At 58.1% G+C, this 23856-nt stretch carries 28 protein-coding genes, 2 tRNA genes and 2 other RNA genes; 12 read left to right on the top strand and 20 right to left on the bottom strand.

Annotated elements, in window-relative coordinates; translation table 11 throughout:
• Window positions 1-28: 28 nt before the first annotated feature.
• From CPH57_RS06315 to fabV, 5 genes are all read right to left on the bottom strand, one after another.
• Window positions 29-454, bottom strand: a complete 426-nt coding sequence (locus CPH57_RS06315) for a hypothetical protein (RefSeq protein ID WP_050440156.1) — start codon at window positions 452-454, stop codon at window positions 29-31.
• 61 nt (window positions 455-515) lie between these two features.
• A complete protein-coding gene (locus CPH57_RS06310) occupies window positions 516-815 on the bottom strand; it encodes a hypothetical protein (RefSeq protein WP_033642724.1) in 300 nt (99 codons plus the stop codon).
• Window positions 816-1452: 637 nt separating this feature from the next.
• Window positions 1453-1668, bottom strand: a complete 216-nt coding sequence (locus CPH57_RS06300; RefSeq protein ID WP_025302459.1) for a helix-turn-helix transcriptional regulator — start codon at window positions 1666-1668, stop codon at window positions 1453-1455.
• Between the two features lie 7 nt (window positions 1669-1675).
• Complete coding sequence (locus CPH57_RS06295; protein WP_033642723.1) at window positions 1676-2239, bottom strand: DUF2975 domain-containing protein; 564 nt, start codon at window positions 2237-2239, stop codon at window positions 1676-1678.
• Window positions 2240-2396: 157 nt separating this feature from the next.
• Window positions 2397-3596 carry an enoyl-ACP reductase FabV gene (fabV, locus tag CPH57_RS06290; protein WP_033642722.1) on the bottom strand — a complete coding sequence of 400 codons (1200 nt, stop codon included), beginning with the start codon at window positions 3594-3596 and terminating at the stop codon, window positions 2397-2399.
• Window positions 3597-3872: 276 nt separating this feature from the next.
• Between fabV and CPH57_RS06285 the strand changes: the two genes are divergently transcribed.
• Both CPH57_RS06285 and CPH57_RS06280 read left to right on the top strand, forming a co-directional pair.
• On the top strand, window positions 3873-4649 hold the full coding sequence (locus CPH57_RS06285) for a DUF4225 domain-containing protein (RefSeq protein ID WP_157993238.1): 777 nt from the start codon (window positions 3873-3875) through the stop codon (window positions 4647-4649).
• Window positions 4649-4951, top strand: a complete 303-nt coding sequence (locus CPH57_RS06280; protein WP_016928136.1) for a hypothetical protein — start codon at window positions 4649-4651, stop codon at window positions 4949-4951. Before CPH57_RS06285 ends, CPH57_RS06280 begins: the two co-directional genes overlap by 1 nt.
• A 50-nt stretch (window positions 4952-5001) precedes the next feature.
• Here the strand turns inward: CPH57_RS06280 and CPH57_RS06275 are convergent, their stop codons facing one another.
• A complete protein-coding gene (locus tag CPH57_RS06275) occupies window positions 5002-5352 on the bottom strand; it encodes a DUF4377 domain-containing protein (protein ID WP_004940949.1) in 351 nt (116 codons plus the stop codon).
• A gap of 248 nt (window positions 5353-5600) precedes the next feature.
• Between CPH57_RS06275 and CPH57_RS06270 the strand changes: the two genes are divergently transcribed.
• Complete coding sequence (locus CPH57_RS06270) at window positions 5601-5945, top strand: hypothetical protein (RefSeq protein WP_033642719.1); 345 nt, start codon at window positions 5601-5603, stop codon at window positions 5943-5945.
• A 74-nt stretch (window positions 5946-6019) separates the two neighbouring features.
• Window positions 6020-6238: a hypothetical protein gene (locus CPH57_RS06265; RefSeq protein ID WP_004940942.1), complete on the top strand. Its 219-nt coding sequence runs from the start codon at window positions 6020-6022 to the stop codon at window positions 6236-6238.
• Here the strand turns inward: CPH57_RS06265 and CPH57_RS06260 are convergent.
• The 5 genes from CPH57_RS06260 to ftnA form a co-directional block, all read right to left on the bottom strand.
• Window positions 6235-6639 (bottom strand): hypothetical protein, encoded by a 405-nt coding sequence (locus CPH57_RS06260; RefSeq protein ID WP_072627801.1) that lies wholly within the window; start codon window positions 6637-6639, stop codon window positions 6235-6237. The two genes, CPH57_RS06265 and CPH57_RS06260, sit on opposite strands and share 4 nt — an antisense overlap.
• A 489-nt stretch (window positions 6640-7128) precedes the next feature.
• A complete protein-coding gene (locus tag CPH57_RS06255; protein ID WP_096242144.1) occupies window positions 7129-7470 on the bottom strand; it encodes a YebY family protein in 342 nt (113 codons plus the stop codon).
• 69 nt (window positions 7471-7539) lie between these two features.
• Window positions 7540-8421 (bottom strand): copper homeostasis membrane protein CopD, encoded by an 882-nt coding sequence (copD, locus tag CPH57_RS06250; RefSeq protein WP_072627805.1) that lies wholly within the window; start codon window positions 8419-8421, stop codon window positions 7540-7542.
• A gap of 2 nt (window positions 8422-8423) precedes the next feature.
• Window positions 8424-8840: a CopC domain-containing protein YobA gene (gene yobA / locus CPH57_RS06245; protein WP_046686875.1), complete on the bottom strand. Its 417-nt coding sequence runs from the start codon at window positions 8838-8840 to the stop codon at window positions 8424-8426.
• A 292-nt stretch (window positions 8841-9132) separates the two neighbouring features.
• Window positions 9133-9651: a non-heme ferritin gene (ftnA, locus tag CPH57_RS06240; RefSeq protein WP_033642716.1), complete on the bottom strand. Its 519-nt coding sequence runs from the start codon at window positions 9649-9651 to the stop codon at window positions 9133-9135.
• A 340-nt stretch (window positions 9652-9991) separates the two neighbouring features.
• Here ftnA and CPH57_RS06235 point away from each other — a divergent pair, with 340 nt between their 5' ends.
• Window positions 9992-10222 carry a DNA polymerase III subunit theta gene (locus tag CPH57_RS06235; protein WP_033642715.1) on the top strand — a complete coding sequence of 77 codons (231 nt, stop codon included), beginning with the start codon at window positions 9992-9994 and terminating at the stop codon, window positions 10220-10222.
• Window positions 10223-10253: 31 nt separating this feature from the next.
• Here the strand turns inward: CPH57_RS06235 and pip are convergent, their stop codons facing one another.
• Window positions 10254-11207, bottom strand: coding sequence for a prolyl aminopeptidase (gene pip / locus CPH57_RS06230; protein WP_033644252.1), 954 nt, complete (start codon window positions 11205-11207; stop codon window positions 10254-10256).
• Between the two features lie 177 nt (window positions 11208-11384).
• A complete protein-coding gene (gene dksA, locus CPH57_RS06225) occupies window positions 11385-11810 on the bottom strand; it encodes an RNA polymerase-binding protein DksA (protein ID WP_033642714.1) in 426 nt (141 codons plus the stop codon).
• Between the two features lie 369 nt (window positions 11811-12179).
• Here dksA and CPH57_RS06220 point away from each other — a divergent pair, with 369 nt between their 5' ends.
• Together CPH57_RS06220 and exoX are read left to right on the top strand one after the other, a co-directional pair.
• The gene (locus CPH57_RS06220) at window positions 12180-12926 is read left to right on the top strand and encodes a carbon-nitrogen hydrolase family protein (RefSeq protein ID WP_096242143.1); all 747 of its coding nucleotides are present in this window, start codon (window positions 12180-12182) and stop codon (window positions 12924-12926) included.
• Window positions 12927-12952: 26 nt separating this feature from the next.
• Window positions 12953-13621, top strand: a complete 669-nt coding sequence (exoX, locus tag CPH57_RS06215) for an exodeoxyribonuclease X (RefSeq protein WP_004928833.1) — start codon at window positions 12953-12955, stop codon at window positions 13619-13621.
• A 35-nt stretch (window positions 13622-13656) separates the two neighbouring features.
• Here exoX and CPH57_RS06210 read toward each other — a convergent pair whose 3' ends face one another.
• From CPH57_RS06210 to CPH57_RS06185, 6 genes are all read right to left on the bottom strand, one after another.
• Window positions 13657-15690, bottom strand: coding sequence for a S9 family peptidase (locus tag CPH57_RS06210; protein WP_089191551.1), 2034 nt, complete (start codon window positions 15688-15690; stop codon window positions 13657-13659).
• A gap of 68 nt (window positions 15691-15758) precedes the next feature.
• Window positions 15759-16412 (bottom strand): tellurite resistance TerB family protein, encoded by a 654-nt coding sequence (locus CPH57_RS06205; RefSeq protein WP_033642711.1) that lies wholly within the window; start codon window positions 16410-16412, stop codon window positions 15759-15761.
• Window positions 16413-16561: 149 nt separating this feature from the next.
• Window positions 16562-17140, bottom strand: coding sequence for a molecular chaperone (locus tag CPH57_RS06200; RefSeq protein WP_033642710.1), 579 nt, complete (start codon window positions 17138-17140; stop codon window positions 16562-16564).
• Between the two features lie 42 nt (window positions 17141-17182).
• A complete protein-coding gene (locus tag CPH57_RS06195) occupies window positions 17183-17920 on the bottom strand; it encodes a phosphatase (RefSeq protein WP_033642709.1) in 738 nt (245 codons plus the stop codon).
• Between the two features lie 90 nt (window positions 17921-18010).
• Window positions 18011-18952: a glyoxylate/hydroxypyruvate reductase GhrA gene (ghrA, locus tag CPH57_RS06190; protein WP_046686868.1), complete on the bottom strand. Its 942-nt coding sequence runs from the start codon at window positions 18950-18952 to the stop codon at window positions 18011-18013.
• A gap of 127 nt (window positions 18953-19079) precedes the next feature.
• A complete protein-coding gene (locus CPH57_RS06185) occupies window positions 19080-20546 on the bottom strand; it encodes a peptide MFS transporter (protein ID WP_096242142.1) in 1467 nt (488 codons plus the stop codon).
• 446 nt (window positions 20547-20992) lie between these two features.
• Between CPH57_RS06185 and CPH57_RS06180 the strand changes: the two genes are divergently transcribed.
• The 4 genes from CPH57_RS06180 to CPH57_RS06165 all read left to right on the top strand — a co-directional run bounded on the left by CPH57_RS06180 (window position 20993) and on the right by CPH57_RS06165 (window position 21957).
• Window positions 20993-21082 (top strand) — tRNA-Ser (locus tag CPH57_RS06180).
• Between the two features lie 452 nt (window positions 21083-21534).
• A tRNA-Ser gene (locus tag CPH57_RS06175) sits at window positions 21535-21624 on the top strand.
• A 47-nt stretch (window positions 21625-21671) separates the two neighbouring features.
• Window positions 21672-21791, top strand: a non-coding RNA gene (locus tag CPH57_RS06170) — RtT sRNA.
• A gap of 46 nt (window positions 21792-21837) precedes the next feature.
• Window positions 21838-21957, top strand: a non-coding RNA gene (locus CPH57_RS06165) — RtT sRNA.
• Window positions 21958-22011: 54 nt separating this feature from the next.
• Here CPH57_RS06165 and CPH57_RS06160 read toward each other — a convergent pair.
• Window positions 22012-22368: a helix-turn-helix domain-containing protein gene (locus CPH57_RS06160; protein WP_033642706.1), complete on the bottom strand. Its 357-nt coding sequence runs from the start codon at window positions 22366-22368 to the stop codon at window positions 22012-22014.
• Window positions 22369-22665: 297 nt separating this feature from the next.
• Here CPH57_RS06160 and sdeA point away from each other — a divergent pair, with 297 nt between their 5' ends.
• A complete protein-coding gene (gene sdeA, locus CPH57_RS06155; protein ID WP_096242141.1) occupies window positions 22666-23853 on the top strand; it encodes a multidrug efflux RND transporter periplasmic adaptor subunit SdeA in 1188 nt (395 codons plus the stop codon).
• Window positions 23854-23856 lie beyond the last annotated feature (3 nt).

The following is a 23856-nucleotide window of genomic DNA, read 5'->3' as shown; positions in this document are numbered from 1 at the left end:
AACTCCTGACAAATCCCTGTTCTCATCTTTAGCAATTCAGCGGCCGGCCATTCAGCCAGGCGCGGCAATAAACGCCGACAAACGGCCGATGCGGCCCCGTCAGAGACGTCCGCCGCAGACGCAGCGACAGGCAACGGACGATATCGGCACCCTGTTCACAGGCCGATCGGGCGCTCTGATGCCCCTGTGCGGAAGGTCTCGCCGCTTCCTGCGTTTGCAACCGGATTTCCAACGCTTCCCGCTCCGCACGCAGCAGCGCCAGCTGCATGCGCTCCGCCTGAATCTGTTCAGCCAACCAAATATGCTGCAACAAGCCATCCAGCCGCGCCGGACACCCCGCCGCAGAGGGACTTTCCGTCGAGGCGCCGGGCGAGGAATGGCGATCGATGAACGCCTGACTGCAAAATGAGGCCAGCAGCGCCAGCGCCGCAGCGATTAACGAAGGTAGTTTCAATACACAAGCTCCATGAATAAGCCGACTGGGGCGCGCCGCGAAAAACGACGCAGAGAACCGTTCAACAGCCGTTGAGTGAAGACACCTGAGGCTCCGCGGGATCGGGCGCATGTTGCCCTCCCGTCGCCGGCGCTTTCGCGTTTTCGGCATCGCATTCCGCCAGACGCGCCAGGGTTTCGGCCTCATTCTCCGTGGGCGGGGTCGGCTCAGCCATCTCTTGTCGCAGGCCATGCGCCAGCTCTTTCAATTTCTTCTGAAACAGCACGGGAGAAATTCCCTCGCATTGCCGATCGTAACGGGCCGCATTTGCTTGCAGACTCAACAACGACATTATCAACATGGCGACAATACGCTTTGCCATTGAAAACTCCTGTAAGGATGTCTGGGTATGTTGATATATATTCAACAAGCAGAGATTCATCGTTTAAAGATAAATAACGCATCGGAAAAACAGAGTAACGAATTAATAATAAACCGTTCCACAATATCTTTGAGATAACGTCTGCCGCCCCGCCGAATAAAGAGCGGCGGTTAGCGCCCCCCTATTTTCGACCAGTCCAGCGTACCGCCGATACCGACCCGGCCTTCATTCAGTACGGCAGCGGCGGATTCGCCGGCGATAATGCGCTGTTTCTGTTCTCGCGTTGCGGGCTGCGGTGTCCCCCAATTCCCCCAGTGAGTGGAGGAGGATGAGGATGAAACAGTGGGGTGAATGGCACTGCATCCGTTTAATACAAGACACAATGCCAGAAGAGAATTACGCCATGTCATACTATTTCCCTTAAAATAACGCTATTGGTAGTGACGGTAAATGAAAAACGAGTTTATTTAGTTTAATAACTTTCGCCGCATGCAATCGCCTGCGACAAAAAGAATAAGCAAGTGTTAATCACCCGTTATTTTAATTAACCTGAATCAAACAAATATCGTTCAATAAGACAACGCTAATCGCAGAAATGGGCCAGCAGGCTCAGCGCACTTCCGAGTGCGCTGGGATCTTACTCTTCGCCGTCCGGCTGCCAGGCCAGCAGATCGCCAGGCTGGCAGTCGAGAATGCGGCAGATCTTGTCCAGCGTTTCCAGCCTGACTCCCTTGACCTTGCCGTTTTTCAACAGAGACAGGTTTTGCTCGGTGATCCCCACCTGCTCCGCCAGCTCCTTTGAACGCATCTTCCTTTTGGCCAACATGACATCAAGACTTACGATTATTGCCACTCTATTCTCACACGAAAGAAAGCTGTTCTTCATTCAGCCGCAACGCTTCCAGAAATACCCGGCTAAATACCAGGATTGCGCAGCCTACGATCAGCGAGCGCACCGACTCGCTATTGACGCCATAATAAAGGATAAACAGCATTTTTTCATCGGCGGTCAATACCATCACCTGCAGCAGACCGGCTAACGACGGGAACAACACATCGACGATCAGCAAGATGCCAATGATCTGCAACAGCACCATATTGTTGCGATGCCATACGTTGCCGCGGAAGAATTGATAAAACAGCCCGGCGCCGCACAGCAGCGCGCTGTAATAGGGCAAATAACCGAGCATGTCGATAACCAGCGTGGCGAACAGCGCCCAGCGTTGCTGCGGGATCGCGTAGGCGAGCAGCTCCGGGTAATATTCCCGGTAAGAGGCGACGATATCGCGATAGGCTACGCCCTGCAGCCAGTCCCGCACGATGATGAACATCTCAACGCCGGTGCTGACGATCAGCATCGCCATAATGAGCAAACACAGACAACGCACATACAGCGGCAGATGGATCCTTGGCGCAGCGCCCATAATTTTCTATCCCTTAATCAACAGCAATAAATTATCGTAAAACGATAATTTATTGCTGTCAATGATCAAGTGGACTGATGAGTCAGGCGGTGGTCGCCAACGCGCGGACAATAAAAAAGGCCGGGCTAACCCGACCTTGTTTGACCGCTCGACGCGCTTAGACCAGTTCGATCACATCGAAGTTGGCTTCGCCGCTCAGATCGGCATCGTAATCAACGCCCTGCAGACCGAAGCCGAACAGGCGCAGGAATTCCGCCTTGTAGCCCTGGTAATCCGTCAGTTCGTTGATGTTGCTGTCGTTCAGCTGCTTCCAGATTTCACGGCAGGTTTCCTGCACTTCGTCACGCAGTTCCCAGTCATCCAGGCGCAGACGGTGTTTCTCGTCGGTATCCGGCGCCGCACCGCTGTACAGCTTGGTAGCGAACAGACGCTGGATCTGCTCGATGCAGCCTTCGTGAATGCCCTGCTCCTTCATGATCTTGAACACGATGGAGATATACAGCGGCATCACCGGAATGGCGGAAGAAGCCTGCGTCACCACCGACTTGAGCACCGCAACGTAAGCCGCGCCGCCTTTGGCCTGCAGCTTCTGGTTGATGGCGTGCGCCGCGCGATCCAGATCTTCTTTCGCCTTGCCCAGCGTACCGTGCCAATAGATTGGCCAGGTCAGATCGGTACCAATGTAGGAGTAAGCGACAGACTGCGCGTTATCCGCCAGCACGCCCGCTTCGTCCAGCGCGTCCATCCACAGCTGCCAGTCCTGGCCGCCCATCACCTTCACGGTGTCGGCGATTTCTTGCTCGTTGGCCGGCTCGACCACGGCCTCAACCAGCACGTCTTTGTTGGTGTCCAGCGCGACGGATTTGTACGGCTCGCCGATCGGCTTCAGTGCGGAACGCACCACTTCGCCGGTTTCCGGCATCTTACGCACCGGCGAAGCCAGCGAGTAAACCACCAGGTCAACCTGACCCAGGTCTTTCTTGATCAGATCGATAACGGTCTGACGGCACTCGTTGGAAAATGCGTCACCGTTGATGCTTTTCGCGTACAGGCCTTCTTCTTTAGCTGCCTTGTCGAAACCGGCGGAGTTGTACCAACCGGCGGAACCGGTTTTGCCTTCGCTGCCAGGCTTCTCGAAAAATACGCCGATGGTGGCCGCACCGCTGCCGAAAGCGGCATTGATGCGCGAGGCCAGACCGTAACCGGTGGATGCACCAATGACCAGCACCTTTTTAGGCCCGTTTTTCAGTTCGCCGCGCGACTTAACGTAGGCGATTTGCTCACGGACGTTGGCTTCACAGCCTGCCGGGTGAGCGGTGGTGCAGATAAAACCACGAATTTTAGGTTTGATAATCATAGTAATTTTTTCTTGGTAGCTAAAAACCGAAGGACAATATACCTGATTTTCTCGATATACTTAAGAAAGTGCGAAAACAAGCGCAGTGAACAGACCAGTTTAGTCGAGGGATCAGGGTTGCCCAACTCCGCATCGTGATGCCTCCACGCGCCACGCTTCGCACCCTCAGCGCGTTCAAGCCTTCCCTCTTAAAATCAGCAAAAGTTGATCATGCTTCTGGCGTTGCGTTATGGTGTGGCTGTTTTTCGGTCGAAATCCAGGGAGGAACAAAGAAAAATGGATAATCCACTGTTACTAAAGGAACGTTTAAATACCTACTCGCAAACGATGGCTCGTCAACAAGGACGTATGCTTTTAGAACTCTCAGAGCGCGTTAATAGGGACTTTTTAAAAGATCGGACAGTCGGTAATGCCTTCAGACATGAGATGCACTGCTTTGTGAATGATAAATTGCAAAAATGCCAACAAGTAGGTGAAGCGGCGAATGTTGCAATGAGAGAAATGAAGCAAGAATATCAATCGCTTTCTGAGCAAGAGCGCTTATTGCGAACTGACGCCGTGACACCTTATGCCGTAATGAGAAAGAAAGTCAGTCATGACGCCGTAGTGACCTACGTGTTAGCCGGCGTTGGCTTCCTCTCGGGAATAGCACAAATTTTACTCGGCGTGGGCTTGGATTGGACTGGCGTCGGAGCCATTCCAGGAACGTTACTTTTAATCAATGGCATCAATAATGTCTACGAAAACGGTTATACGCTGTTATTTGGCAAGAATACTATTGGTCCAGGCCGAATGATGTACCGTTCTGCGGCTTCAACGCTAGGCTATTCCCATTCAGCAGCAGACATGGCGTTAGGTGGCGTAGACTTACTGTTATCAGGCTATGGTTTACTAAAACTGTCGCTGAAACCAGAAGCCTGGCGATTATTTCGCTACATCAATACAGACTATATTCGCGGTTGGAGAAACATGGGAAGAACCAGCTTGATGCTTGAAGGTGGCGCAGATGTCTCAACCCTTAATTCCATTTATAAAGGCAGCCAGGAACAGTGATGGAACCAACTTTATATTATATTCTTTCTACTCTCGCTGCCGCGGCCTGTCTGGCCGTGAAATACGGCTTCAGACCGCCTCTGGGTTCCAAGGGTTATGTCGTTCTGGTTACGATATGTTTTTTAATCCTTTGCTGGCAATTTACCCTTTTTGCCAACGGCAACGCGATGTTTATTGCTGACTCTGAAACATGGACCAAAGAAAATTGGCCTCTACGCTACTGTGCGTTGGGGTTTGCTCTTGCACATGCCTTCGCCACTTTCGAATCCTCCAGAAGAAAGAAAAAAGACAAACTTTCCTGAAGTCGTCACCACCAAATGAAACGCCATTTGGTGGTGACAAGGTAGATCCATTACGCCTTGTTCTTTTCCAACTGCTCGATCAGCGTGTAACGCAGCGATGAGGCGTCGGCCGGTACGTTCTCCACCGGGGTGACGCGCACTTTCAGCCGATACTGATAGCCCGGTTCGAAGGTGAAACCCTCGATGCCGGTATAGAACAACTCCCACGGCTGCTGCGCGGAGCGGCGCACCTGCATGCACTTCATCGGGCCGACGCCCACGCAGTCCACCAGCGCGCTGTTGACCAACAACACTTCCGTTTGGCCGCCTTTCTCGTTTGCGGGCTGATTCATCGAGGTTCCCTCCTGGCTGCAGCCGGCCAGCGCGGCCAACGCAACAAATAACAACGCTTTAATTTTCAATGTACTGCACCAATAGTCATCCAGGGGCGCCATGCTAACAAATTAACCGGCTCAAGAGAACGGATAGCGATACGGATCCACACGCCCAAAATATCATTCCTCGGTGCTCTATCAGTCTGGAAAATATCGCAAAATAAACCCCCTGTTCTTATCCGAACCGGTAATTACCCCCGCTATTTTTTCTGTTAAAAACAGCTGGCTTGCGCAAGCTTTACTGAATTTAACTGAATCGATAAAGAGGGAATTTTATGCAAGAGATCGATGCTAAACACTTTCACCTGATCGCCGGCGCCGGTAACTTTGCCGACAACCGCGGCAGCAATGGCCGCGTCAACAACAACGGCGGCAACAAGAACGGGGGCGGGTCATCCAATCAGGGATTCTACGGCAAGCACACCTCGCCGGATTGCGTTAACGGCGTGATCACCGGTTCTCTGGGCGGCCTTGGCGGCCTGGCGGTGGGCGCGCTCAACGGCGGCTGCTTCAAGGAAGGCAGCAAAGGCGGCGGCAACGTCGGCATGGGGAAAGGCGGCAACAAAAACAGCGGCAGCAACTGCAATAGCAATAAAGGCGGTAATACCTGTTCGCGCTAAGCGGTTTTAATTAATCAAAGCCCCGGCTGAGCCTCTCCGTTCGGTCGGTGCTTTCCGTATTTTTGGTGATAACCATGTTTAAACTGTTTCGTACCTTATGCCTGCTGCTCGGCTTCTGGATCGCCACCCTGCTGCTCAGCGGCGCGGGGGTCTCCTTTACCCACGGCTACGCCGCGCCTAAAAATCTGTCGCATTTCGTCGTCTCCCTGGTGGTGGTCGGCGCCATCCTGTTGTGGACCCATAAATTGCTGCGGTTCTTTTTTGCCGAGAAATTTGAGAAGAAACCGCGTTAAGCCGTGTTCTTATTGGGAGCGCCGCCCGCAACGATAAAACCGGCATCGCGAATCGCCGCCTTAACCTGCCTGGCGTCCATCACGGCCGTTTTCACATAGCCAAAAAAGGCCACCCGTGCGCTGGGCAAACGGATTGGCGTCGCCAGTTGGGCCATCAGCTCACGATTGCGCTGCGCCATCAGCTCGGCGCGCGCATGCCAAAACGCGGTGGCATCGGCGCGTGTTTCAGTGGCGGTGTCGAACCGAGAGGCCAACTCGCTGAGCGCCTCCCACTCCGCCAACAGGGCGGCGATCACTTCAGGATTAGCCACCTGCTCCCAGTCAGAGGGTAAGACCCCCTCACGCCACGCCTCGAGATAGCCGGGCAACATCATCTTTAATTGACTCAGTTGCTCGTTCACTGCGGGTTACCTTTATAGCGCCTGATGCCGGGATATTTCCCATAATGACACTCTCGTTAAACCGTTGATGGGAGCAATGGCCGAAGCTTATCAGCGCCATAGATGACGTAATGACTTTTGGTGCGGCCAAATTAGCGATGTGTGCGGTTGGGGAGTGAGACGGGAGCTCGGGCTGATGGCTGTGACGCGAAAAGAGAAACGGGGATTGTTGCTGGCGTCTTAGGTGAAATTTACTTATAAATCAATCACACAAAAAAAGACCGAATACGATTCCTATATTCGGTCTAGGGAAATGGCTCTTGGGAGAGAGCCGTGCGCTAAAAGTTGGCATTTAATGCAGGGCTTGTTCAGCCGTGCACTTTAAGAGTAGCCTACCGCGCCAGTTTTGCCAGCCGCCCGGCGGCCGCGTGATAGTTTCGTGACGAAATAACTATGCGGCAAATGCGCATCAATCTGCGCGCGCTGGGCAAGGCGTTGGCAAACAAGCGGTTAGTCAGCGCACAGCTTCTCGGCGCGTTCGATAAACGGCGCCATGCTCATTTTTTTCCCCGGTTCAGCGGGATCGTCCAGCAGGATCACGTCCAGCGGTTGCGCGCGCTGATGGCCCTTCTTCACCTGCTGCTCCGCCGCGTCGTTGAGCGGGTATTGCATCAGGGTGCTGTTATTCAGCACGAACAGCGCGCCGCCGCTGCGGCACTGCAGCGTCACCTCTTCCTTGGTGAACGCCCACTGTTTGCCGTACTCCAGTTTGGTGATGTTAACCAGTTTGTCTGCCGCCAGCGCGCCGGTCGCGGTTGCCAGCAGCGTAATGCTGAGTAATACCGATTTCATGTGATGGCCTTAAGGTTGCTATTCGCGTCGATTTTCCCGCAGCTTGCCGGCCTGCGGCAAGCTGAAATGTCAAACCGGCGCATAGGTTGCAAATAAACTGACCAGCAGCAGCACCGCCATCCCCAGCCCGACTTCGAGCCAGCAGGCCAGCACCACCCCGCGCTGCGCCAGCGCCGGTACGCGGCTCATCGCCGGCACGATGGCGTAGCGATTGGCCAGCGCCACCATCACCATCAGCGCCACCAGCGCGGTTTTGATCAGCAGTAGGCGCTGATAAGGCGAGCTGAGATTAAGCGGCCAACCGCCGAGTATGATCAGGCTGTTGACGATGCCGGTAACAATCACCGCCGCCACCGCCAGGTGCCCCCAGCGCGAGAAACGGATCAGCGTGGTGATGGCGTCGCTGCGCCACTGCGGCGGCTGCAGGTAGCGCAGGCAAACCAGCAGCGGCGCCAGACTGCCGAACCAGTAACCGGCGGCCAGCAGGTGCGCCGCATGGTTGGCGCGGTGCAGCGCGCCCAGCGCGCCTTCGTGCATCGCCGCGTGGCCGATGAACGCCAGGCTCACCAGCAGCAGCGCTGAGCACAGCGCCAACGCCTGCGCGCGCGGCCGTTTTGGCAGCAGCAGGCTCAGGATCGCCAGCAGCGACAGGCCCAGATGCCAGCGCCACACTTCGCCGAAGGTGGTGCCGAGCACCGCCCACCAAACCTCCAGCCGCCAGGCGTCTTGCCAACCGTCGCCCATCTGCCCGGCCTGAATGGCCAGCAGCGCCACGGCGGAAAGCCCGGCAATCCAGGTGCCGGCAAGCAGCAGCGGACGCACATCGCGGGAGAGGATCGGGGAAAGGCGCTGCGGTGCCAATAAGGCGGTGAACAGACTGATGCCAAACATCAGCATCACCGCCGCAAAGTGCACCAAGCGACACAGAACGAACAGGGTCGCCAAACTCACGATCAGTTTACGGTGAAGCTGTACTGGCCTTTGGTTTTATGCCCGTCGACCGACACCACATGCCAGCTGACGTTGTATTTGCCCGCGCTCAGCTCGCCTTCGATCGGCACGTTGACCTGGGTGTTGTTGTTCGGATCGAGCTGCAGCTTGCCGGTTTTCACCACGGCGTTATCCGGGCCGGTGATTTTCACGCCGCTGAAGTTCGGCTCGATGCCTTCGGAGAAGCTGAGAGTCAGCGCCTTCGGCGCCGGGCTGACGCTGGCGTCGGCCTTCGGCGTTTCCACTTTCAGGTGAGCGTGCGCCAACGCTTGCTGTGAAGACAAGCCAACGAACAGGACGAAAACGGTGGAAAGCAGGCGACAGGAGGAACGAATTTTACCGATCACAGTGGTATCCCTTAACAATATAAAGAGGGTCATAAGGGTTAAGGCCACAGCCAAGGCGATGTATCAGCGGCCCCAACCCACCGCAAATGATTGCGCCACGGGTAAACAGAAAAACGGGTTGTATCGGCTAACCCGCTGTTTTGACTCTACCATCCCTGTAGCGTATCGCGGTAAATCATAACGAGCACGCCTCAGCAAGTCGAGCGCATCACTGGCATTTTGCGATCCGGCAGCACGTATCGCCGCATAACCGCGATAAACGCAGGGTAAAAAAAACCACGCGTCAGGCTCGCCCGCGCGCGGTTTTTCAATGTTCAGTCAGGGATCAGGCCTGGCCGTTGCCGCCCTGGCCCATCGCGCCCATTTTCTTCAGGTCTTTGTCGATGAAGAACAGGCCTTTGCCGCTGGTGCCCACCAGCGCCAGCTTATCCAGCACGGATTTGAACAGTTTCTCTTCTTCGTGCTGCTCCGCCACGTACCATTGCAGGAAGTTGAAGGTGGAGTAATCGTGAGAGGACATTGCCGCGTGCGCCAGCTCGTTGATCTGACGGGTGATCAGCTTCTCGTGTTCGTAGGTCTGTTCGAACACGTCCGCCAGCGACTCAAACGCCACCGGCGGGGCCGCGATGGTGCCCAGCAGCGGCAGAGAGCCGGTGTCGCTCAGGTAGTCGAACAGACGTTGCATATGCTGCATCTCTTCCTGAGAGTGCTCTTTAAGAAATGCGGCGGCGCCTTCAAAGCCTTTGTCGCTGCACCATGCGCTCATCTGCAGATACAGGTTGGCGGAGTAGAACTCCAGATTCAGTTGCTCATTCAGCTTTTGAGTCATTTCTTGCGTCAGCATAATGATTCCTTTTATTTTGCAGGTCATGAATTTAATTTCCGCGCATTATGCCCTGTCGCCGTAAAAATAAAAACACCTTATTTACACTCAAATCATATTAATTACAAAAATCATAAATATCAATAAATTAAAATACCACCAATACATTGAGAATTAACATGAGAATTATTTAGATCTTTTATTTTAATCATAAAGCGAATCATTCTTATTTAAAAGAATAAATAGATTGCATTACTCTTGGATAAATATCGCCCACCGCCGCGGCGCAACGGGCTTGCCAAGCGCCGCCGGGTGGATTACCTTCTGCGCAGATTCAATGCGGCAAAGTAAGGAGCATAAGGTGGGTTACAATCTGGCCGAGTTGTCCAAAGAAGAAATGGACAGGGTGAATGTGGATCTCGCCGCCTCAGGCGTGGCGTACAAAGAGCGTTACAACATGCCGGTGATCCCGGAAGTGGTGGAGCGCGAGCAGCCGGAGCCGCTACGCGACTATTTTCGCGAGCGCGTGGCGCACTACCGCGCGGAATCCCACAAGTTTTCGCGTCTGCCTTACGAACCGAAGGCCAAATAACAAAACCCGCCGTTACGGCGGGTTTTTCGTGTCACTTGCCGGCGAACCGGTCGGTGGCGATCATCAGCTGGTGCAAAATGCCCGGTTCATCAAACGAATGCCCCGCCCCTTCCACGATATGCAGCTCCGCCTCCGGCCAGGCCTTGGCCAGATCCCAGGCGTTCTGCACCTGGCAGGCCATGTCATAGCGGCCGTGGACGATCACCGCCGGGATATGGCGGATCAGCGGCACGTTGCGCAGCAGTTGGTCATCGCTCTCCAGGAACCCCAAATGCGTAAAGTAGTGGTTTTCAATGCGGGCGAACGCCAGCGCGAAATCATCCTCGCCGAACGAAGCGGATTCACGGCTTGGCAACAGCGTCACCGTTTCCCCTTCCCACACGCTCCACAGTTTGGCCGCTTCGAGCTGCACCTGCGGATCGGCTGAAGTCAGCCGCTGCCGATAGGCAGCAATCACGTCTTTGCGCTCGTCATCCGACAGAATGGACAGCACGCGCTCCCACTTGTCCGGGAAGAAGCGCGAAGCGCCGTCCTGGTAATACCAATGCAGCTCCTGCTTGCGCAGGGTAAAGATGCCGCGCAGCACCATTTCACTGACGCGCTCCGGGTGGGTCTGCGCATAGGCGAGCGCCAGCGTAGATCCCCAGGAGCCGCCGAACACCAGCCACTGCTCGACGCCGGCCATTTCGCGCAGCCGCTCGATATCGGCCACCAAATGCCAGGTGGTGTTGTTGTCCAGGCTGGCGTGCGGACGGGAGCGGCCACAGCCGCGCTGATCGAACAGCAATACCTTGTAGCGCTCGGGATCGAACAGCTGGCGATGATGCGCAGAGATGCCGCCGCCCGGCCCGCCATGAATGAAGACCGCCGGTTTACCGTTCGGGTTGCCGCTCAGCTCCCAGTAGATCCGGTGGCCATCCCCAGTGTCCAGCCAACCGCTGTCGTATGCCGCTAACGGCGGGTACAAACCTCGTAATTGTTCCATGGCGCTTTCCGTCTCTCTGTGAGTCATGCTTTCATCAAAGCGGAAGCCGCCCGGCAGGTCAACGGTAAAACCTGAAAACTCGAACGCGCGCCGGGAACTCGGCGCGCGTTTGCTCAAAATCGCAACGACCCGCCTGCAAAACACCCACAGGCCCGATCAGTTCACGCCTTGTTACGCCTACACGCCTTTACGCATATGCGGCTCGCGCATCTCCTGTGCGGTTTTCGCCTCGATGCTCAGTTCCGCCGTCGGGCGCAGCAGCAGGCGTGCCAAGCCGATGGGTTCGCCGGTTTCCCGGCAGTAGCCGTATTCGCCGTTCTGCAACCGCGCCAGCGCCGCATCGATTTTCGGCAGCAGGCGGCTTTCGCGATCCAACTGGCGGAACAACAGGCGCAGCTCTTCTTCGCGCGCCGCCTTGTCAGCTTCATCGCCCGTCGCTTCGCCGCTGTCGATCGCCTTCTTCAGCTCATCGATGTGCAGCAGCAGTTTTTGCCGCTCATCCTGCAGCAGCTGGCGGAAAAAAGCCCGTTGAACCGAGTTCATGTAATCAGAATCCGGCATGGCCAGCAGTTGCTGCGCATCCGGTAATGTCATCACTGTCATTGCGTTCTCCGAACCCTAAAGGTGTAATATTATAACATAATAAATATTTTAAGCACCCGGTCATCCAAAAACAAAATTTCACGTGCAAACAGCCAGTTACATGCTACTTGCACTTTGTCGCTTGCATCCTGTCGGCTTTAGGCGGTTAATGGCTGAGCAAGCCACCCAATCATAGGTAACGAGAGGCCATCATGAGTAAGGGAATGGATAGCAAAAAAAATGCGAAGAAGAAGCCGTTGAAAACCCCAGCCGAGAAACGTGCGGAGAAACGCGCCAAAAAAGCGCATCCGTCTGGTGAGTAAGCGTCCTTCCATCCGTCATTAAACCCGCCAAGGCGGGTTTTTTATTGCCTCACTGGAGAGATGGCCAATGCCGTGCTTTACCCTCGCCGCAGCCCAATACCCCGCCGCTGCGGCCAATATCGCCTGCAACCTTGAACGTCACCTTGAATTTGTCGCGCAGGCAGCCGAACAGCAGGTGCAACTGCTGGTTTTTCCCGAACTGTCGCTAAGCGGCTATGAGCTGGCCGATGCTACCGAACTGGCGCTGACGCTGGGCGATCCGCGTCTGCAACCGCTCGCTGCGGCGGCGCAATCGCATCAGATGACGATCATCGTCGGCGCGCCCTTGCGCAGCGGCCAGGCGCTGCATATCGCCGCCTTGATCTTTCACCCCAACGGCGCGGTGGCCGCCTATACCAAGCAACATCTGCACGGCGCGGAACAACAACGGTTCTTGCCCGGTAATGGCGGCACGCTGCTGGAAATACATCGGCAACGCATCGCGCTGGCTATCTGCGCCGACACCTCGCAACCCGGCCACGCAAGCGCCGCCGCGCTGGCGGGTGCGCAGATTTATGCCGCCGGCGTGCTGGTATCTGAAGCCGGTTACGCGAAAGACAGCGCTGCGCTGGCAGGCTATGCCCGTCGTTATGGCATGGTCACGCTGATGGCCAACCATGCGGCGCCGACCGGAGGCTGGATCCCGGCAGGCCGCAGCGCCATCTGGGATGAAACGGGAGCGCTTTTGGTTGCCGCGCCGGATGACGCCCCTGGCCTTGTCATCGCCGACAGGACCCGCGACGGTTGGCACGGCCGCCTGTGCCGGTTAAGCTGAAGCCTGACGGCAACGCGGAGGAAAGCATGACGTTACGCGTAATAGATACCGAGACCTGCGGGCTGGACGGCGGCGTGGTGGAAGTGGCCTCCCTCGATCTGCTCGACGGCCAATTGACCAACCCGATGAGCGATCTGGTCAGCCCGGACCGCCCCATCAGCCTCGACGCGATGGCGATTCATCACATCACCGAACAGATGGTGGAAGGCAAACCGCGCATTGCGGTGGCGATCGGCCGCTATCAGGGCAGCCCCTACTATGTGGCGCACAACGCCGCCTTTGATCGCGGGGTGTTGCCGGAGATGAACGGCGCCTGGATCTGCACCCTCAAGCTGGCGCGCACGCTGTATCCGGACATCAAGTACGGCAACCAGTATCTGCGCTACGCGCTGAATCTGGACGTGCAGCTGCCGGCAGACGCCACGCTGTACCCGCACCGCGCGCTGTATGACTGCTACGTCACCGCCGCGCTGCTGCAACGCATCATCAAGGATTCGGGCTGGACGCCGGAGCAAATGGTGCAGATCACCGAACAGCCGGTGCTGCTGAAGAAGTTCAAGTTCGGCAAGTATCGCGGGCAGGAGATCGACCGCATCGCCCAGGAAGACCCCGGCTATCTGCGCTGGATGCTGAAATCCATCGACGATCTGAGCCCGGACATGAAGCACACGCTGAAATACTATCTGATTGGCTAACACAGCGGGCGGCGCAGGCCGCCCGCCGCACGCCGTTATTCCGCCAGCGCCAGAATGAAGGCGTACTCCAACGCAATATCCTCATAGGCCTTGAAGCGGCCGGACTTGCCGCCGTGCCCGGCATCCATGTCGGTATACAGCAGCAGCTGCCGATCGTCGGTTTTCAGCTCGCGCAGCTTGGCCACCCACTTGGCCGGCTCCCAATACTGCACCTGCGAATCGTGCAGGCCTGTGGTCACCAGCAGATGCGGGTACTCCTGCGCTTTCACCTGATCGTACGGGCTGTACTGCTTGATGTAGTCGTAATAGGCCTGCTCGTTCGGGTTGCCCCACTCGTCGTATTCGCCGGTGGTCAGCGGAATGGACTCATCCAGCATGGTGGTCACCACGTCGACGAACGGCACCTGCGCCACCACGCCGTGGAACAGCTGCGGCGCCTGGTTGATCACCGCGCCCATCAGCAGGCCGCCCGCGCTGCCGCCCATCGCGAACACTCGCTTGCCGTCGCCGTACCCTTGGGCGACCAGCGTTTCGGTCACGTCGATAAAGTCGTTGAAGGTGTTCTGCTTGTTGAACAACTTGCCGTCTTCATACCACAGTTGCCCCAGCTCGCCGCCGCCGCGAATGTGCGCCAGCGCGAACACGACACCGCGATCCAGCAGGCTCAGGCGGCTGGCGCTGAACGCTGGATCCATGCTGCTGCCGTAAGAGCCGTAGCCATACACCATCAGCGGGTTGGCGCCGCGCTGGAAGCTGTCCTGGCGATACACCAGCGAAACCGGCACCTCGACGCCGTCGCGCGCCTTCACCCACACCCGCTCGCTGCGGTAGTTTTCCGGCGTGAAATTCTTCACTTCCTGCTGTTTGAGCATCGTCCGCTCGCCGCTGTCCATGTTCAGCTCGTACAGCGTGGTCGGGGTGGTCATCGACGAATAGCCGTAGCGCAGCAGCGCGGTTTCCGGATCCGGGTTATACGCCAGCCAGGTGGTGTAAGTCGGATCGTCGAAGGCGATGCGCTTCTCTTCGCCGCTTTGCCAGTGGATTTGGCGCAGCAGCGTCAGGCCGGCATTGCGCTCTTCCACCACCAGCCAATCGCGGAACAGGCTGAAGCCCTCCAGCATCACGTCGGCGCGCGGGGCGATCAGCGTCTGCCACTGCGCTTCGTCCGCCTGCTCGCTTTGGTACAGGCCGAAGTTCTTGCCGTCCTTATTGGAGCGGATATAGAAATGCTGGTGATAGTGATCGATGGCGTACTCGTGATCCTTGCGGCGCGGCACGAACAGCTGCGGTTTGGCGTCCGCCCGATCGGCATCCAGCAACAGGATCTCCGAGGTGGTGGTGCTGCTCAGGTGGATCAGAATAAAGCGCTCGGAGGTGGTCTTCTCCAGCCCGACGTAGAAGGTATCGTCCTGCTCTTCGTAAATCAGCTCGTCCTGCTGCGGATCGCTGCCCACCACGTGGCGATAAACCTGATACGGCAACAGCGTCTTGGCGTGCTTGCGCACGTAGTACACCGTCGAGGAATCGTTGGCCCACTCGAAGCTGCCGGAGGTGTTTTCCAGCACTTCGTCGGCCCAGCTGCCGTCGGCCAGGTTCTTGAAACGAATGTCATACTGGCGGCGCGACAGGAAATCCTCCGCCACCCCCAGACGCTGGTTGTCGGGGCTGACGTCCAGCCCGCCCAGGGTGTAAAACTCGTGGTTCTCGGCGCGTTGGTTGCCGTCGATAAGCACATCCCACTGCTCGCTCTCGGCCTGCGGCTGGCGCACATAAATCGCGTATTCGTTGCCCGGCTCGTAGCGCGTCTGATAGCGATAGCCGTGGCGCACGTAAGGCACCGAATGTTCCTGCTGCGGGATGCGCGCCACCATCTCTTCGTACAGGGCTTCGCGCAGCGCCTGCTGCGGCTTCAACATCGCATCGGTGTAGGCATTCTCCGCCTGCAGGTAGTCCAGCACCTGACGATCTGCGCGCTCATCGTCGCGCAGCCAGTAGTAGTCATCCACGCGCGTATCGCCGTGGATAGTGATGGGATAAGGCCGTTTTTCCGCTTTCGGTGGGGTCATCATTGCTAAATCATCCGCTTACATAGATTGCGGCAAGAGTGACACGATTCCCCCCGGCTTGCCAAGCGGCGCTATGCCAGCTCGCGCTTTTTCTCGTTGACGTCGCTCTCGATGCCCTGTTTGACGTCCGCCGGGATCTTCAGCGCCTGCGCCAGCGCATCAAGATAGCCGCGCTCCATAAAGTGATCGACGTCGATTACCAGGCAACTCAGGTAATAAACCTCCAGCGCCTCGTCTTCGTTTTGCACGCTGCGGGCGATTAACGCCGGGTTGAGCGGCTGGTCGAGCGCTTCCTGCACCCAGCCCTGCGCCTCTTCCCCCACCTGCAGCTGCGCCAGGCTGTGATCGATGGCGCGCTGCTCGTCGGCATCGATATGGCCGTCGCTTTTGGCGGCGAACACCAGCGCCTGCACTAAACGCTTGGCGCGCAGATCCACCGGCGTGGTTTGCAAACCGAACTGCGGTTCGTCCTGATGGGTCTCTTTCACCCGCTGCTTGTACTTGTTCCATAGCACCGCGCCCACCGCCGCGCTGCCGCCGATAATCAGCGCATTCTTGCCGAACTTACCCACCAGCTTGCGCGAAGATTTGTTGGCCAACAGCACGCCGACCAGGCCGCCCAGCGCGGTGGGCGCCAGCAGCTTGCCGATGCCTTCTGCCCCGCCCATCGCGCCAGCCTTCTGCCCGATCAACGTTTGAATCTGCTGCATCCAGTTACTTTTCATCATCTACCCCTTGCGTGAGAAAACGCGGCGCGCAGGCGCGGCCGAACCGACGGTAAACCGCCAGATTAGGGGATCTTTTGTCAATTTACGTCTGGGGGATGCAAACCTGTGTTTAGCGGGCCGGGCGGCCCGCCTGGATGGCTGCGGCGTTACGCGTCTTCGTCGCCCGCTTCGTCGTCCTGCTCGTACTCGGCCAGCTCGTCGCGCATCGCCTGGAGGGCATCGCGGGTCATCAGCGCCAGCGTGCGGTAGAAACCGGTGGTGGCGTGCGCTTCCACTTTGCCGAGGAAGCGGCCGCACCACGGCAGCAGGAACTCGTCGAACAGCGCGATCTGCGCCTGCGCTTCATCTTCCTGCGACTGATCTTCCAGCCAGGACGCCGCCAGCAGCAGCTGGCCGAAATGGTCGGCCGGCGCCTCAGCCAGCGGCATGCCGCGCTGCTGCAGGAAGGCGCGCACTTCAGCCTCGCTTGCGCCTTCGACATAGTCGGAGCGGAACGGCGGCACGCTGCATTCGCTGCCGACGAACATCGCATTGAAGTCGGTCGCCAGTTGGTTGACGTCGCCGCCCTGCTGCAGGCGCTTCAGCAGGTCATCCTGCTCCAGCGGCCAGTGCTGCTGCAGCTTGCCCTCTTTAATCAGCGCGAACAGCGGCACCAACAGCGGATCCTGCGGCTGGCGGTAAAACAGCGTACCCAGCACGCGGCAGACAATCGAAAACTCATTCATGATAAAGCCTTATTCAATACGGAAAATTTTGCCGGGACGATGTCACAAATCGGCCAATTCCGCAATCGCCGGCTTGCCGCGCCGCTCGAGAAAATCCAGCAGCCGGCGCGGGCTGACGTTGAGAATGCGCTCCTGCGGGAAGCCCACCTCTTCGATAATGCGCTCGCAGTGCTCAAAGTTACCCAGCGAAAAGGCGACGTGCGAATCCGAGCCCAGCGCCAGCCAGCCGCCGGCGTCGCGCACCGCGGCGGCGATCGCCCGACAGTTGGCCTCGCTGCCCTTGCGGGAGTGGGTGAACGACGAGTTATTCAGCTCCAGCGCCACCTCGTATTTGGCCGCCGCCGCCGCGACGGCGGGAATGTCGATCGGATAACGCGGGTTGCCGGGGTGGCTGATGATATGCACGTCCCCCTGCGCCATCGCGGCGATCATCGCTTCAGTATTGGACGCTTTATCCTGCGGCGCAAACACCGGCTCATGGAAACCGGCGATGATCACGTCGGTGGCCGTCAGCATCGGGCCGGTGCAGTCGATATCGCCCTGCAGGTTTTTGATGTTGGCTTCGATACCGCGCAAAATGCCCACGCCGTTCACCCGGCGCGGCCAAACGTGCATGTTCATAAAGTGCCAGTAGTGCGGCGCATCGGCCATGTCCGGGCCGTGATCGGTGATGGCGAACAGCTGGATGCCCTTCTGCCGGGCTTCGGCGATGTAATCGTGCAGCGTGCTGTAAGCGTGCGTGCTGGCGACGGTGTGCATATGCAAATCAACGGGATACATTGTTTCTCCTTCCAGAGGGCCAGCCCGCAGCGGTGCGGGCGGGCGCGATGACGGTGTCAGCTTATCAGTTACCGAACGGCGGCTGAAGGATCAGTACCCCCGTTGCCTGTCGACCACGCCGGCAGGGGTATGCCCCGCCTCCAGCGCGCGAATGTTGGCGGCGATCTGATCCATCGCCTGCTGCGGCAACGTGATGGCAGCAATATGCGGGGTAATGGTGACACGCGGATGACGCCAGAACGGGTGATCCTGCGGCAGCGGCTCGCGGGCGAACACGTCCAGCGTGGCGGCGGCCAGTTGCCCCTGTTCCAACGCCGCCAGCAGATCGGCTTCCACCAGGTGCGCGCCGCGCGCGATGTTGATGAGGTAGGCGCCCGCGCTCAACTGTGCGAACAGCTCGCGGTTGAGGATGCCAACGGTCTCCGGCGTATTGGGCAGCAGGTTGATCAGCAGTTTGACGCCGTCGAGGAAGGCCGCGCGCTGAGCCTCCCCGGCGAAGCTTTGCACGCCGTCAATCTGTTTGGCGCTGCGGCTCCAGCAGCGCACGCTAAAGCCAAACTCGGTCAGCTTGCGCGCCACGCTCTGCCCCAGCACGCCGGCGCCGAGGATGCCGATGGTGAAATCATCCAGCGAGTGCGGATCGAGCGGCTGCCATTCCTGCCGCTGCTGCAACGCCTGATACTCGTCGAAACGGCGGAAATAGCGCAGCACATAGCTCAACGCATATTCCTGCATCTGCTGCGCCATGCCGGTATCCTCCAGCCGCAGCAGCGGCACGCCGGCGGGCAGCGTGCCGGGGTGTTTGCGCTCCTGATCGAGAATGGCGTCGACGCCGGCGCCGAGGGCGAACACCGCTTTCAGATCGCGGCGGTTGGCTAACATCTCGTGCGGCGGGCGCCATACTAGCGCGTAATCCGCCGGCCGCTCGTCGCCGCGCTGCCATTCGCGGATCTCGGCCTGCGGCAGGCGTTGCTTGATGCCGGTCAGCCATTCCTGGGCGTTAAATAAGGGATGGTAATAGATGATGTTCATACTGCGGGCTCCCGTTTGTTTTTATTGGTTTTCCTTCAGCCTTCCGCGATTCATCGCCGGATGCAAGCGTTAAAGCCCAAAATAAAAACAGCCCCGACCAGTGGGGCTGTTGTGCATGTGCGCAAAATCAGGCGGCAGACGCGCCGTCGCGCCGGATAAGACGCCGCAACAGCGGAATTAAAATCAGCATCGCCACGCCGACGCCCGTCGCCCCCCAACCCAGCGCGCTGAAGATTTCGCTGTAGCCGGGATTGGTTTGCAGCGGCGTGCTGCCGCTGTTTTCCGGCATCAGGCCGGATACGTAGCCCGCCAACACCGAAGCGACGCCGGTCACCATCATCCAGCAGCCCATCATCACGCCCTGATAGCGCGGCGGCGCCAGCTTGCCGATCATCGCGTAACCGATCGGCGAGATCATCAATTCACCGACGCTTTGCAGCACATAGCTGATGACGATCCATTTAAACGCCACCAGCCCGTCGCCGCCCGCCATGCTGATGCCCAGCGGCAATACCAGCATGCCGAGCCCGATGCAAAACAGCGATCCGGAGAACTGCAGCGGAATGTCGATGTTGCAGCCGCGAGCGCGCAGGCGGTTGAACCACCAGGCCAGCAGCGGGCCGCCCACCACGATCACCAGCGTGTTGATGTTCTGGATCCACTGCGGCGCCACCTGAATGCCGTAAACGTTCAGATTGATGTTGTGCTCGGAGAACAGCATCAGCCCCATCGGCGCCAGCTGATACAGCGCCCAGAACACCAGCGACCCCAGCGCCAGGATCAGATAGGCCGCCATTCTGCGGCGCTCATCGCGCGGATGGTGGCGCAGTGTCACGACGCACAGCATCAGGAAGATCAGCGCGCCGAGCACGATCACGAAATGGCCGCTGAACTCGGCATGGGTCAGCATCACGCGGATAATCGGCACCAGCGCCACCAGCACCGCCAACCCGACCAGCATGCGCCAGCGGTATTGGCTGCGGCTGGCGTCGTGGAGCGGCGTATTGAGATCGGCCAGAATGCGCCAGCGACAGACGGCGACGATGATCGCCGCCGCGTTGCCCAGCGTGGCGAACAGGAACAGCGCGCGATAATTTTCCGTCAGTTGGAAATACCCGGCCACGGTAAAGCCAACGAAGAACCCGAGGTTCATGCCGGCGTAATTCCACAGGAACGCCGATTCGCGCCGATCATCGTCCGGTTTGAAACGCTGGGTGAGCATCATATTGATGCAGGTCACGTTGAGACCGCTGCCGGTCAGGAACATCGCCAGCCCCCAGTACAACCCCCACACGCCCGCGACGGCAATCAGCGCGCAGCCGAACACCTGCAGCACCATACCGAGCACGAACAGGTTGCGGTTGCTGAGGAAACGGCCGCCGAGATAGCCGCCGAACATGTGCAGGCCATAGTTGAAGGCGCCGAACACGCCCATCATGGCATTGGCGCTGCTTTCGTTGAAACCCAATCGCTTGGTGGCGTACAGCACCAGCGTGGAATAGAGCACGGCGAAACCCAGCGTGGCGAAGATCTGGATCAAGAACAGCGCCCCCGCGCCGGGGGGAATGGCATGGCGCGCTTGCGGCGCCGGCATGGCATCTGAAGGAGTCAAAACGAACCTCTACTGCATTATTATGTAATGAGTCTGTCCCTGTCTGCGGTATCGCCGGCCTGTCAACCGGCAATCTGCGCGGCGACGTGATGTTCCTTGCCAAAAACGCCGCGCCGACATGATTCCATTTAGCGACACATCTGACTAATAATCCAGTATTAATGCATATAACAGCAAACAACCCAACCTCAATGGCGAGATATTGAGCTATCTGTACAGAAAAAAGTCAAACAATCGGCTTTCACGTATTTTGCTCGCTGTCGCCCTGTCTGCCGGCGGCCGAGAGTCAGGATATCGTTCGGTAAATCAGCAAATTGCTGCAAGTTTGGCTAAACAGTCATGAGAATGAAATAAGAGGGTTGACGCTGAGATCAGATTCTCCTACATTAGCGCCCGTCGACAGCGCAAGGCGTTATCGGCAACAAAACGGTGAGGTGTCTGAGTGGCTGAAGGAGCACGCCTGGAAAGTGTGTATACGCGAAAGTGTATCGAGGGTTCGAACCCCTCTCTCACCGCCAAATTCAAAGAGAAAGCCTGGATTCGCGTCCAGGCTTTTTTTTTGCATGGTGCACCGCCGAGAGGGGTGAGAAGCCTCGACAGGGTTCGACAAAACGCCTGCGTTTTGGACCGCCAACGGCGGCCCGTAGGGTGAGCGCAGCGAATCAAGCCCTCTCTCACCGCCAAATTTAAAAAGAAAGCCTGGATTCGCGTCCAGGCTTTTTTTTGCATGGTGCACTGCGCATCTCCCCCCTCTGCGACCGCGATTCTCATTTCCGCCGGTTATCCACGAAACTTACCGCTGATTTTCTCGCCCATTCATGACATCTGCCTTGCCGTTCGCCGCAGTTTTCAGCAAAGTGCGCACGGCTTGAGCGGACGAACAAAAACACAGAAATTATTCTTGACCGGATCGGCCCCACTCCCTATAGTAGCGCCCCGTTGCAGCGATGATTTCGCAACAAAAAAATATGGTGAGGTGTCCGAGTGGCTGAAGGAGCACGCCTGGAAAGTGTGTATACGCGAAAGTGTATCGAGGGTTCGAATCCCTCCCTCACCGCCATATTCTAACGAGAAAGCCTGAGCGAAAGTTCAGGCTTTTTTGTATGCATAGCGCACTGACAGGGAGGGTGAGAACCCTCGACAGGGTTCGACAAAACGCCTGCGTTTTGGACCGCCAACGGCGGCCCGCAGGGTGAGCGCAGCGAATCTATCCCTCCCTCACCGCCATATTCTACGAAGAAGCCTGAACTCGCGTTCAGGCTTTTTTGTATGCATAGTGCACCGAGCGGGAGGGTGAGAATCCTCGACAGGGTTCGACAAAACGCCTGCGTTTTGGACCGCCAACGGCGGCCCGTAGGGTGAGCGCAGCGAATCAATCCCTCCCTTACCGCCATACAAAAAAGCCCGAACGCAAATTCAGGCTTTTTTATTCCCACTGCCAAACCGCTCAGTGGTGCGTGCATCTCACCGCCGTCGGCTGCGCCAGTGCGCGGCGCCAGTCCCCCGGAGTTTGGCCGAACTGGCGTTTGAAGCTGCGGTTGAATGACTGCTGTGAGTCGAAGCCGAGCGAGATCGCCACGCTGACGATCGGTTCGCCGCTGTTGGCCAGGCGCTCCGCCGACACCTTCAGTTTTTGCATGCGGATATACTCCCCCAACGCATAGCCGGTCTGACGCTTGAACATGCGCTGCAGATGCCATTTGGAGTAGCCCGCGCGGTCCGCTACGGTGTTGATATCCAGTTTTTCTTCCAGATTGTTGTCGATCCACGTCTTCAAATCGGTAATGAAACCCGTCGTGTTCATGCTGATGCTCCCATCATGTCGGCAGGGTCCCCCTCTGCCCAGTGCGCATACGTTGCAACAGTTTCGCTTTAAATGCAATTTTTATTATTGCATTTACCAGAAAGCCGCCTCTATACTCCACCCAATTAATGTAACCGATATTGATACATTAATGTGACACCAATATGTTTCAAAACCTAACGTTGCGCCATGACAAGGCGCGGCGCCCCTTCCGCCGAACGCCGGCATGAAGGGAAAAGCCCGGAAAACAGGGCTGGGTATGGGGCCAGACAGCGCTTACTTATCGGAATAAAAATAATGCCAAATCAACCAAACTCATCGTTCAACGCCGGCAGCCGCACGCGCGCCTTCGCTCTGGGCCAGCGGCTCTCCGGGGTGGCGCTGCTGGCCGCCCTGCTCGCCGGGTGTGACAACAGCGTCGCGCACAACGCCCCGCCACCGCCGCCGGTGGTCAGCGCCGCCAGCGTGGTGGTCAAACCGATCAGCCAGTGGGATGCGTTCAATGGCCGGGTCGAAGCAGTGCAAAGCGTACAGCTGCGCCCGCGGGTTTCCGGCTACATCGAGCGGGTCAACTACACCGAAGGCGACGAGGTGAAGAAAGGCCAGGTGCTGTTCACCATTGACGATCGCACCTACCGCGCCGCGCGCGAACAGGCGCAGGCGGAGCTGGTGCGGGCGCGCAATCAGGCAGCCCTCGCGCGCAGCGAATCTTCGCGAACCGAGAAACTGATCGGCACTCAGGCCATCTCGCAAGAGGTGTGGGAACAGCGCAGTTCGTCCGCCGCGCAGGCGCAAAGCAACGTGCTGGCGGCGCAGGCCCAGCTCGATATGGCGCAGCTTAATCTCGACTTTACCCGCGTCACCGCCCCGATCGACGGGCGCGCCAGCCGCGCGATGATCACCGCCGGCAACCTGGTCACCGCCGGCGACAGCGCCAGCGTGCTGACGACGCTGGTATCGCTCGATAAGGTTTACGTCTATTTCGACGTGGATGAGGCGACCTTCCTGCGCTATCAGCAGCAGGGTCGGCATGACGCCCGCTTGCCGGTGAAGGTGGGCCTGGTGGGCGAAGACGGCACCCCGCACCAAGGGCTGGTGGATTTCACCGATAACCAACTGAACGCCGGTACCGGCACCATCCGCATGCGCGCCCTGCTCGACAACCGCGATCGCCGCTTCACGCCGGGGCTGTTCGCACGCGTGCAGATGCCCGGCAGCGCCGAGTTCAACGCCATGCTGATCGACGATAAAGCGGTCATGACCGACCAAAACCGCAAGTTCGTTTACATCGTCGATAAAGACGGTAAGGCGCAGCGCCGCGACATCGACGTGGGCCGGATGGCCGAAGGATTGCGCATTGTGCAAAAAGGCCTGGTGAACGGCGATCGGGTGATCGTCGACGGCATGCAGAAAGTGTTTATGCCGGGCATGCCGGTCGACGCGAAAAGCGTCGCCATGACCACCACCGCCTCCGCCCTTAACTAAGCT

This window comes from Serratia sp. JKS000199 (assembly GCF_900215455.1).
Taxonomy (GTDB): domain Bacteria; phylum Pseudomonadota; class Gammaproteobacteria; order Enterobacterales; family Enterobacteriaceae; genus Serratia; species Serratia ureilytica.
Note: the sequence above shows the minus strand (reverse complement) of the source record. Positions and strands in the feature narration are given on the sequence as shown.

Bases quoted from the DNA above. Each gene is read 5' to 3' on its own strand.
- CPH57_RS06255 (WP_096242144.1), bottom strand. From the start codon at position 7,470: ATGAAATCGGTATTACTCAGCATTACGCTGCTGGCAACCGCGACCGGC.
- CPH57_RS06280 (WP_016928136.1), top strand. From the start codon at position 4,649: ATGGAACCAACTTTATATTATATTCTTTCTACTCTCGCTGCCGCGGCC.
- CPH57_RS06310 (WP_033642724.1), bottom strand. From the start codon at position 815: ATGGCAAAGCGTATTGTCGCCATGTTGATAATGTCGTTGTTGAGTCTG.
- CPH57_RS06295 (WP_033642723.1), bottom strand. From the start codon at position 2,239: ATGGGCGCTGCGCCAAGGATCCATCTGCCGCTGTATGTGCGTTGTCTG.
- CPH57_RS06185 (WP_096242142.1), bottom strand. From the start codon at position 20,546: ATGCCGGCGCCGCAAGCGCGCCATGCCATTCCCCCCGGCGCGGGGGCG.
- ghrA (WP_046686868.1), bottom strand. From the start codon at position 18,952: ATGAACATCATCTATTACCATCCCTTATTTAACGCCCAGGAATGGCTG.
- CPH57_RS06220 (WP_096242143.1), top strand. From the start codon at position 12,180: ATGCCGTGCTTTACCCTCGCCGCAGCCCAATACCCCGCCGCTGCGGCC.
- exoX (WP_004928833.1), top strand. From the start codon at position 12,953: ATGACGTTACGCGTAATAGATACCGAGACCTGCGGGCTGGACGGCGGC.
- fabV (WP_033642722.1), bottom strand. From the start codon at position 3,596: ATGATTATCAAACCTAAAATTCGTGGTTTTATCTGCACCACCGCTCAC.
- CPH57_RS06205 (WP_033642711.1), bottom strand. From the start codon at position 16,412: ATGAAAAGTAACTGGATGCAGCAGATTCAAACGTTGATCGGGCAGAAG.
- yobA (WP_046686875.1), bottom strand. From the start codon at position 8,840: ATGACCCTCTTTATATTGTTAAGGGATACCACTGTGATCGGTAAAATT.
- sdeA (WP_096242141.1), top strand. From the start codon at position 22,666: ATGCCAAATCAACCAAACTCATCGTTCAACGCCGGCAGCCGCACGCGC.
- CPH57_RS06160 (WP_033642706.1), bottom strand. From the start codon at position 22,368: ATGAACACGACGGGTTTCATTACCGATTTGAAGACGTGGATCGACAAC.
- CPH57_RS06270 (WP_033642719.1), top strand. From the start codon at position 5,601: ATGCAAGAGATCGATGCTAAACACTTTCACCTGATCGCCGGCGCCGGT.
- CPH57_RS06200 (WP_033642710.1), bottom strand. From the start codon at position 17,140: ATGAATGAGTTTTCGATTGTCTGCCGCGTGCTGGGTACGCTGTTTTAC.
- CPH57_RS06210 (WP_089191551.1), bottom strand. From the start codon at position 15,690: ATGATGACCCCACCGAAAGCGGAAAAACGGCCTTATCCCATCACTATC.
- pip (WP_033644252.1), bottom strand. From the start codon at position 11,207: ATGGAACAATTACGAGGTTTGTACCCGCCGTTAGCGGCATACGACAGC.
- CPH57_RS06285 (WP_157993238.1), top strand. From the start codon at position 3,873: ATGGATAATCCACTGTTACTAAAGGAACGTTTAAATACCTACTCGCAA.
- dksA (WP_033642714.1), bottom strand. From the start codon at position 11,810: ATGACAGTGATGACATTACCGGATGCGCAGCAACTGCTGGCCATGCCG.
- ftnA (WP_033642716.1), bottom strand. From the start codon at position 9,651: ATGCTGACGCAAGAAATGACTCAAAAGCTGAATGAGCAACTGAATCTG.
- CPH57_RS06265 (WP_004940942.1), top strand. From the start codon at position 6,020: ATGTTTAAACTGTTTCGTACCTTATGCCTGCTGCTCGGCTTCTGGATC.
- CPH57_RS06195 (WP_033642709.1), bottom strand. From the start codon at position 17,920: ATGTATCCCGTTGATTTGCATATGCACACCGTCGCCAGCACGCACGCT.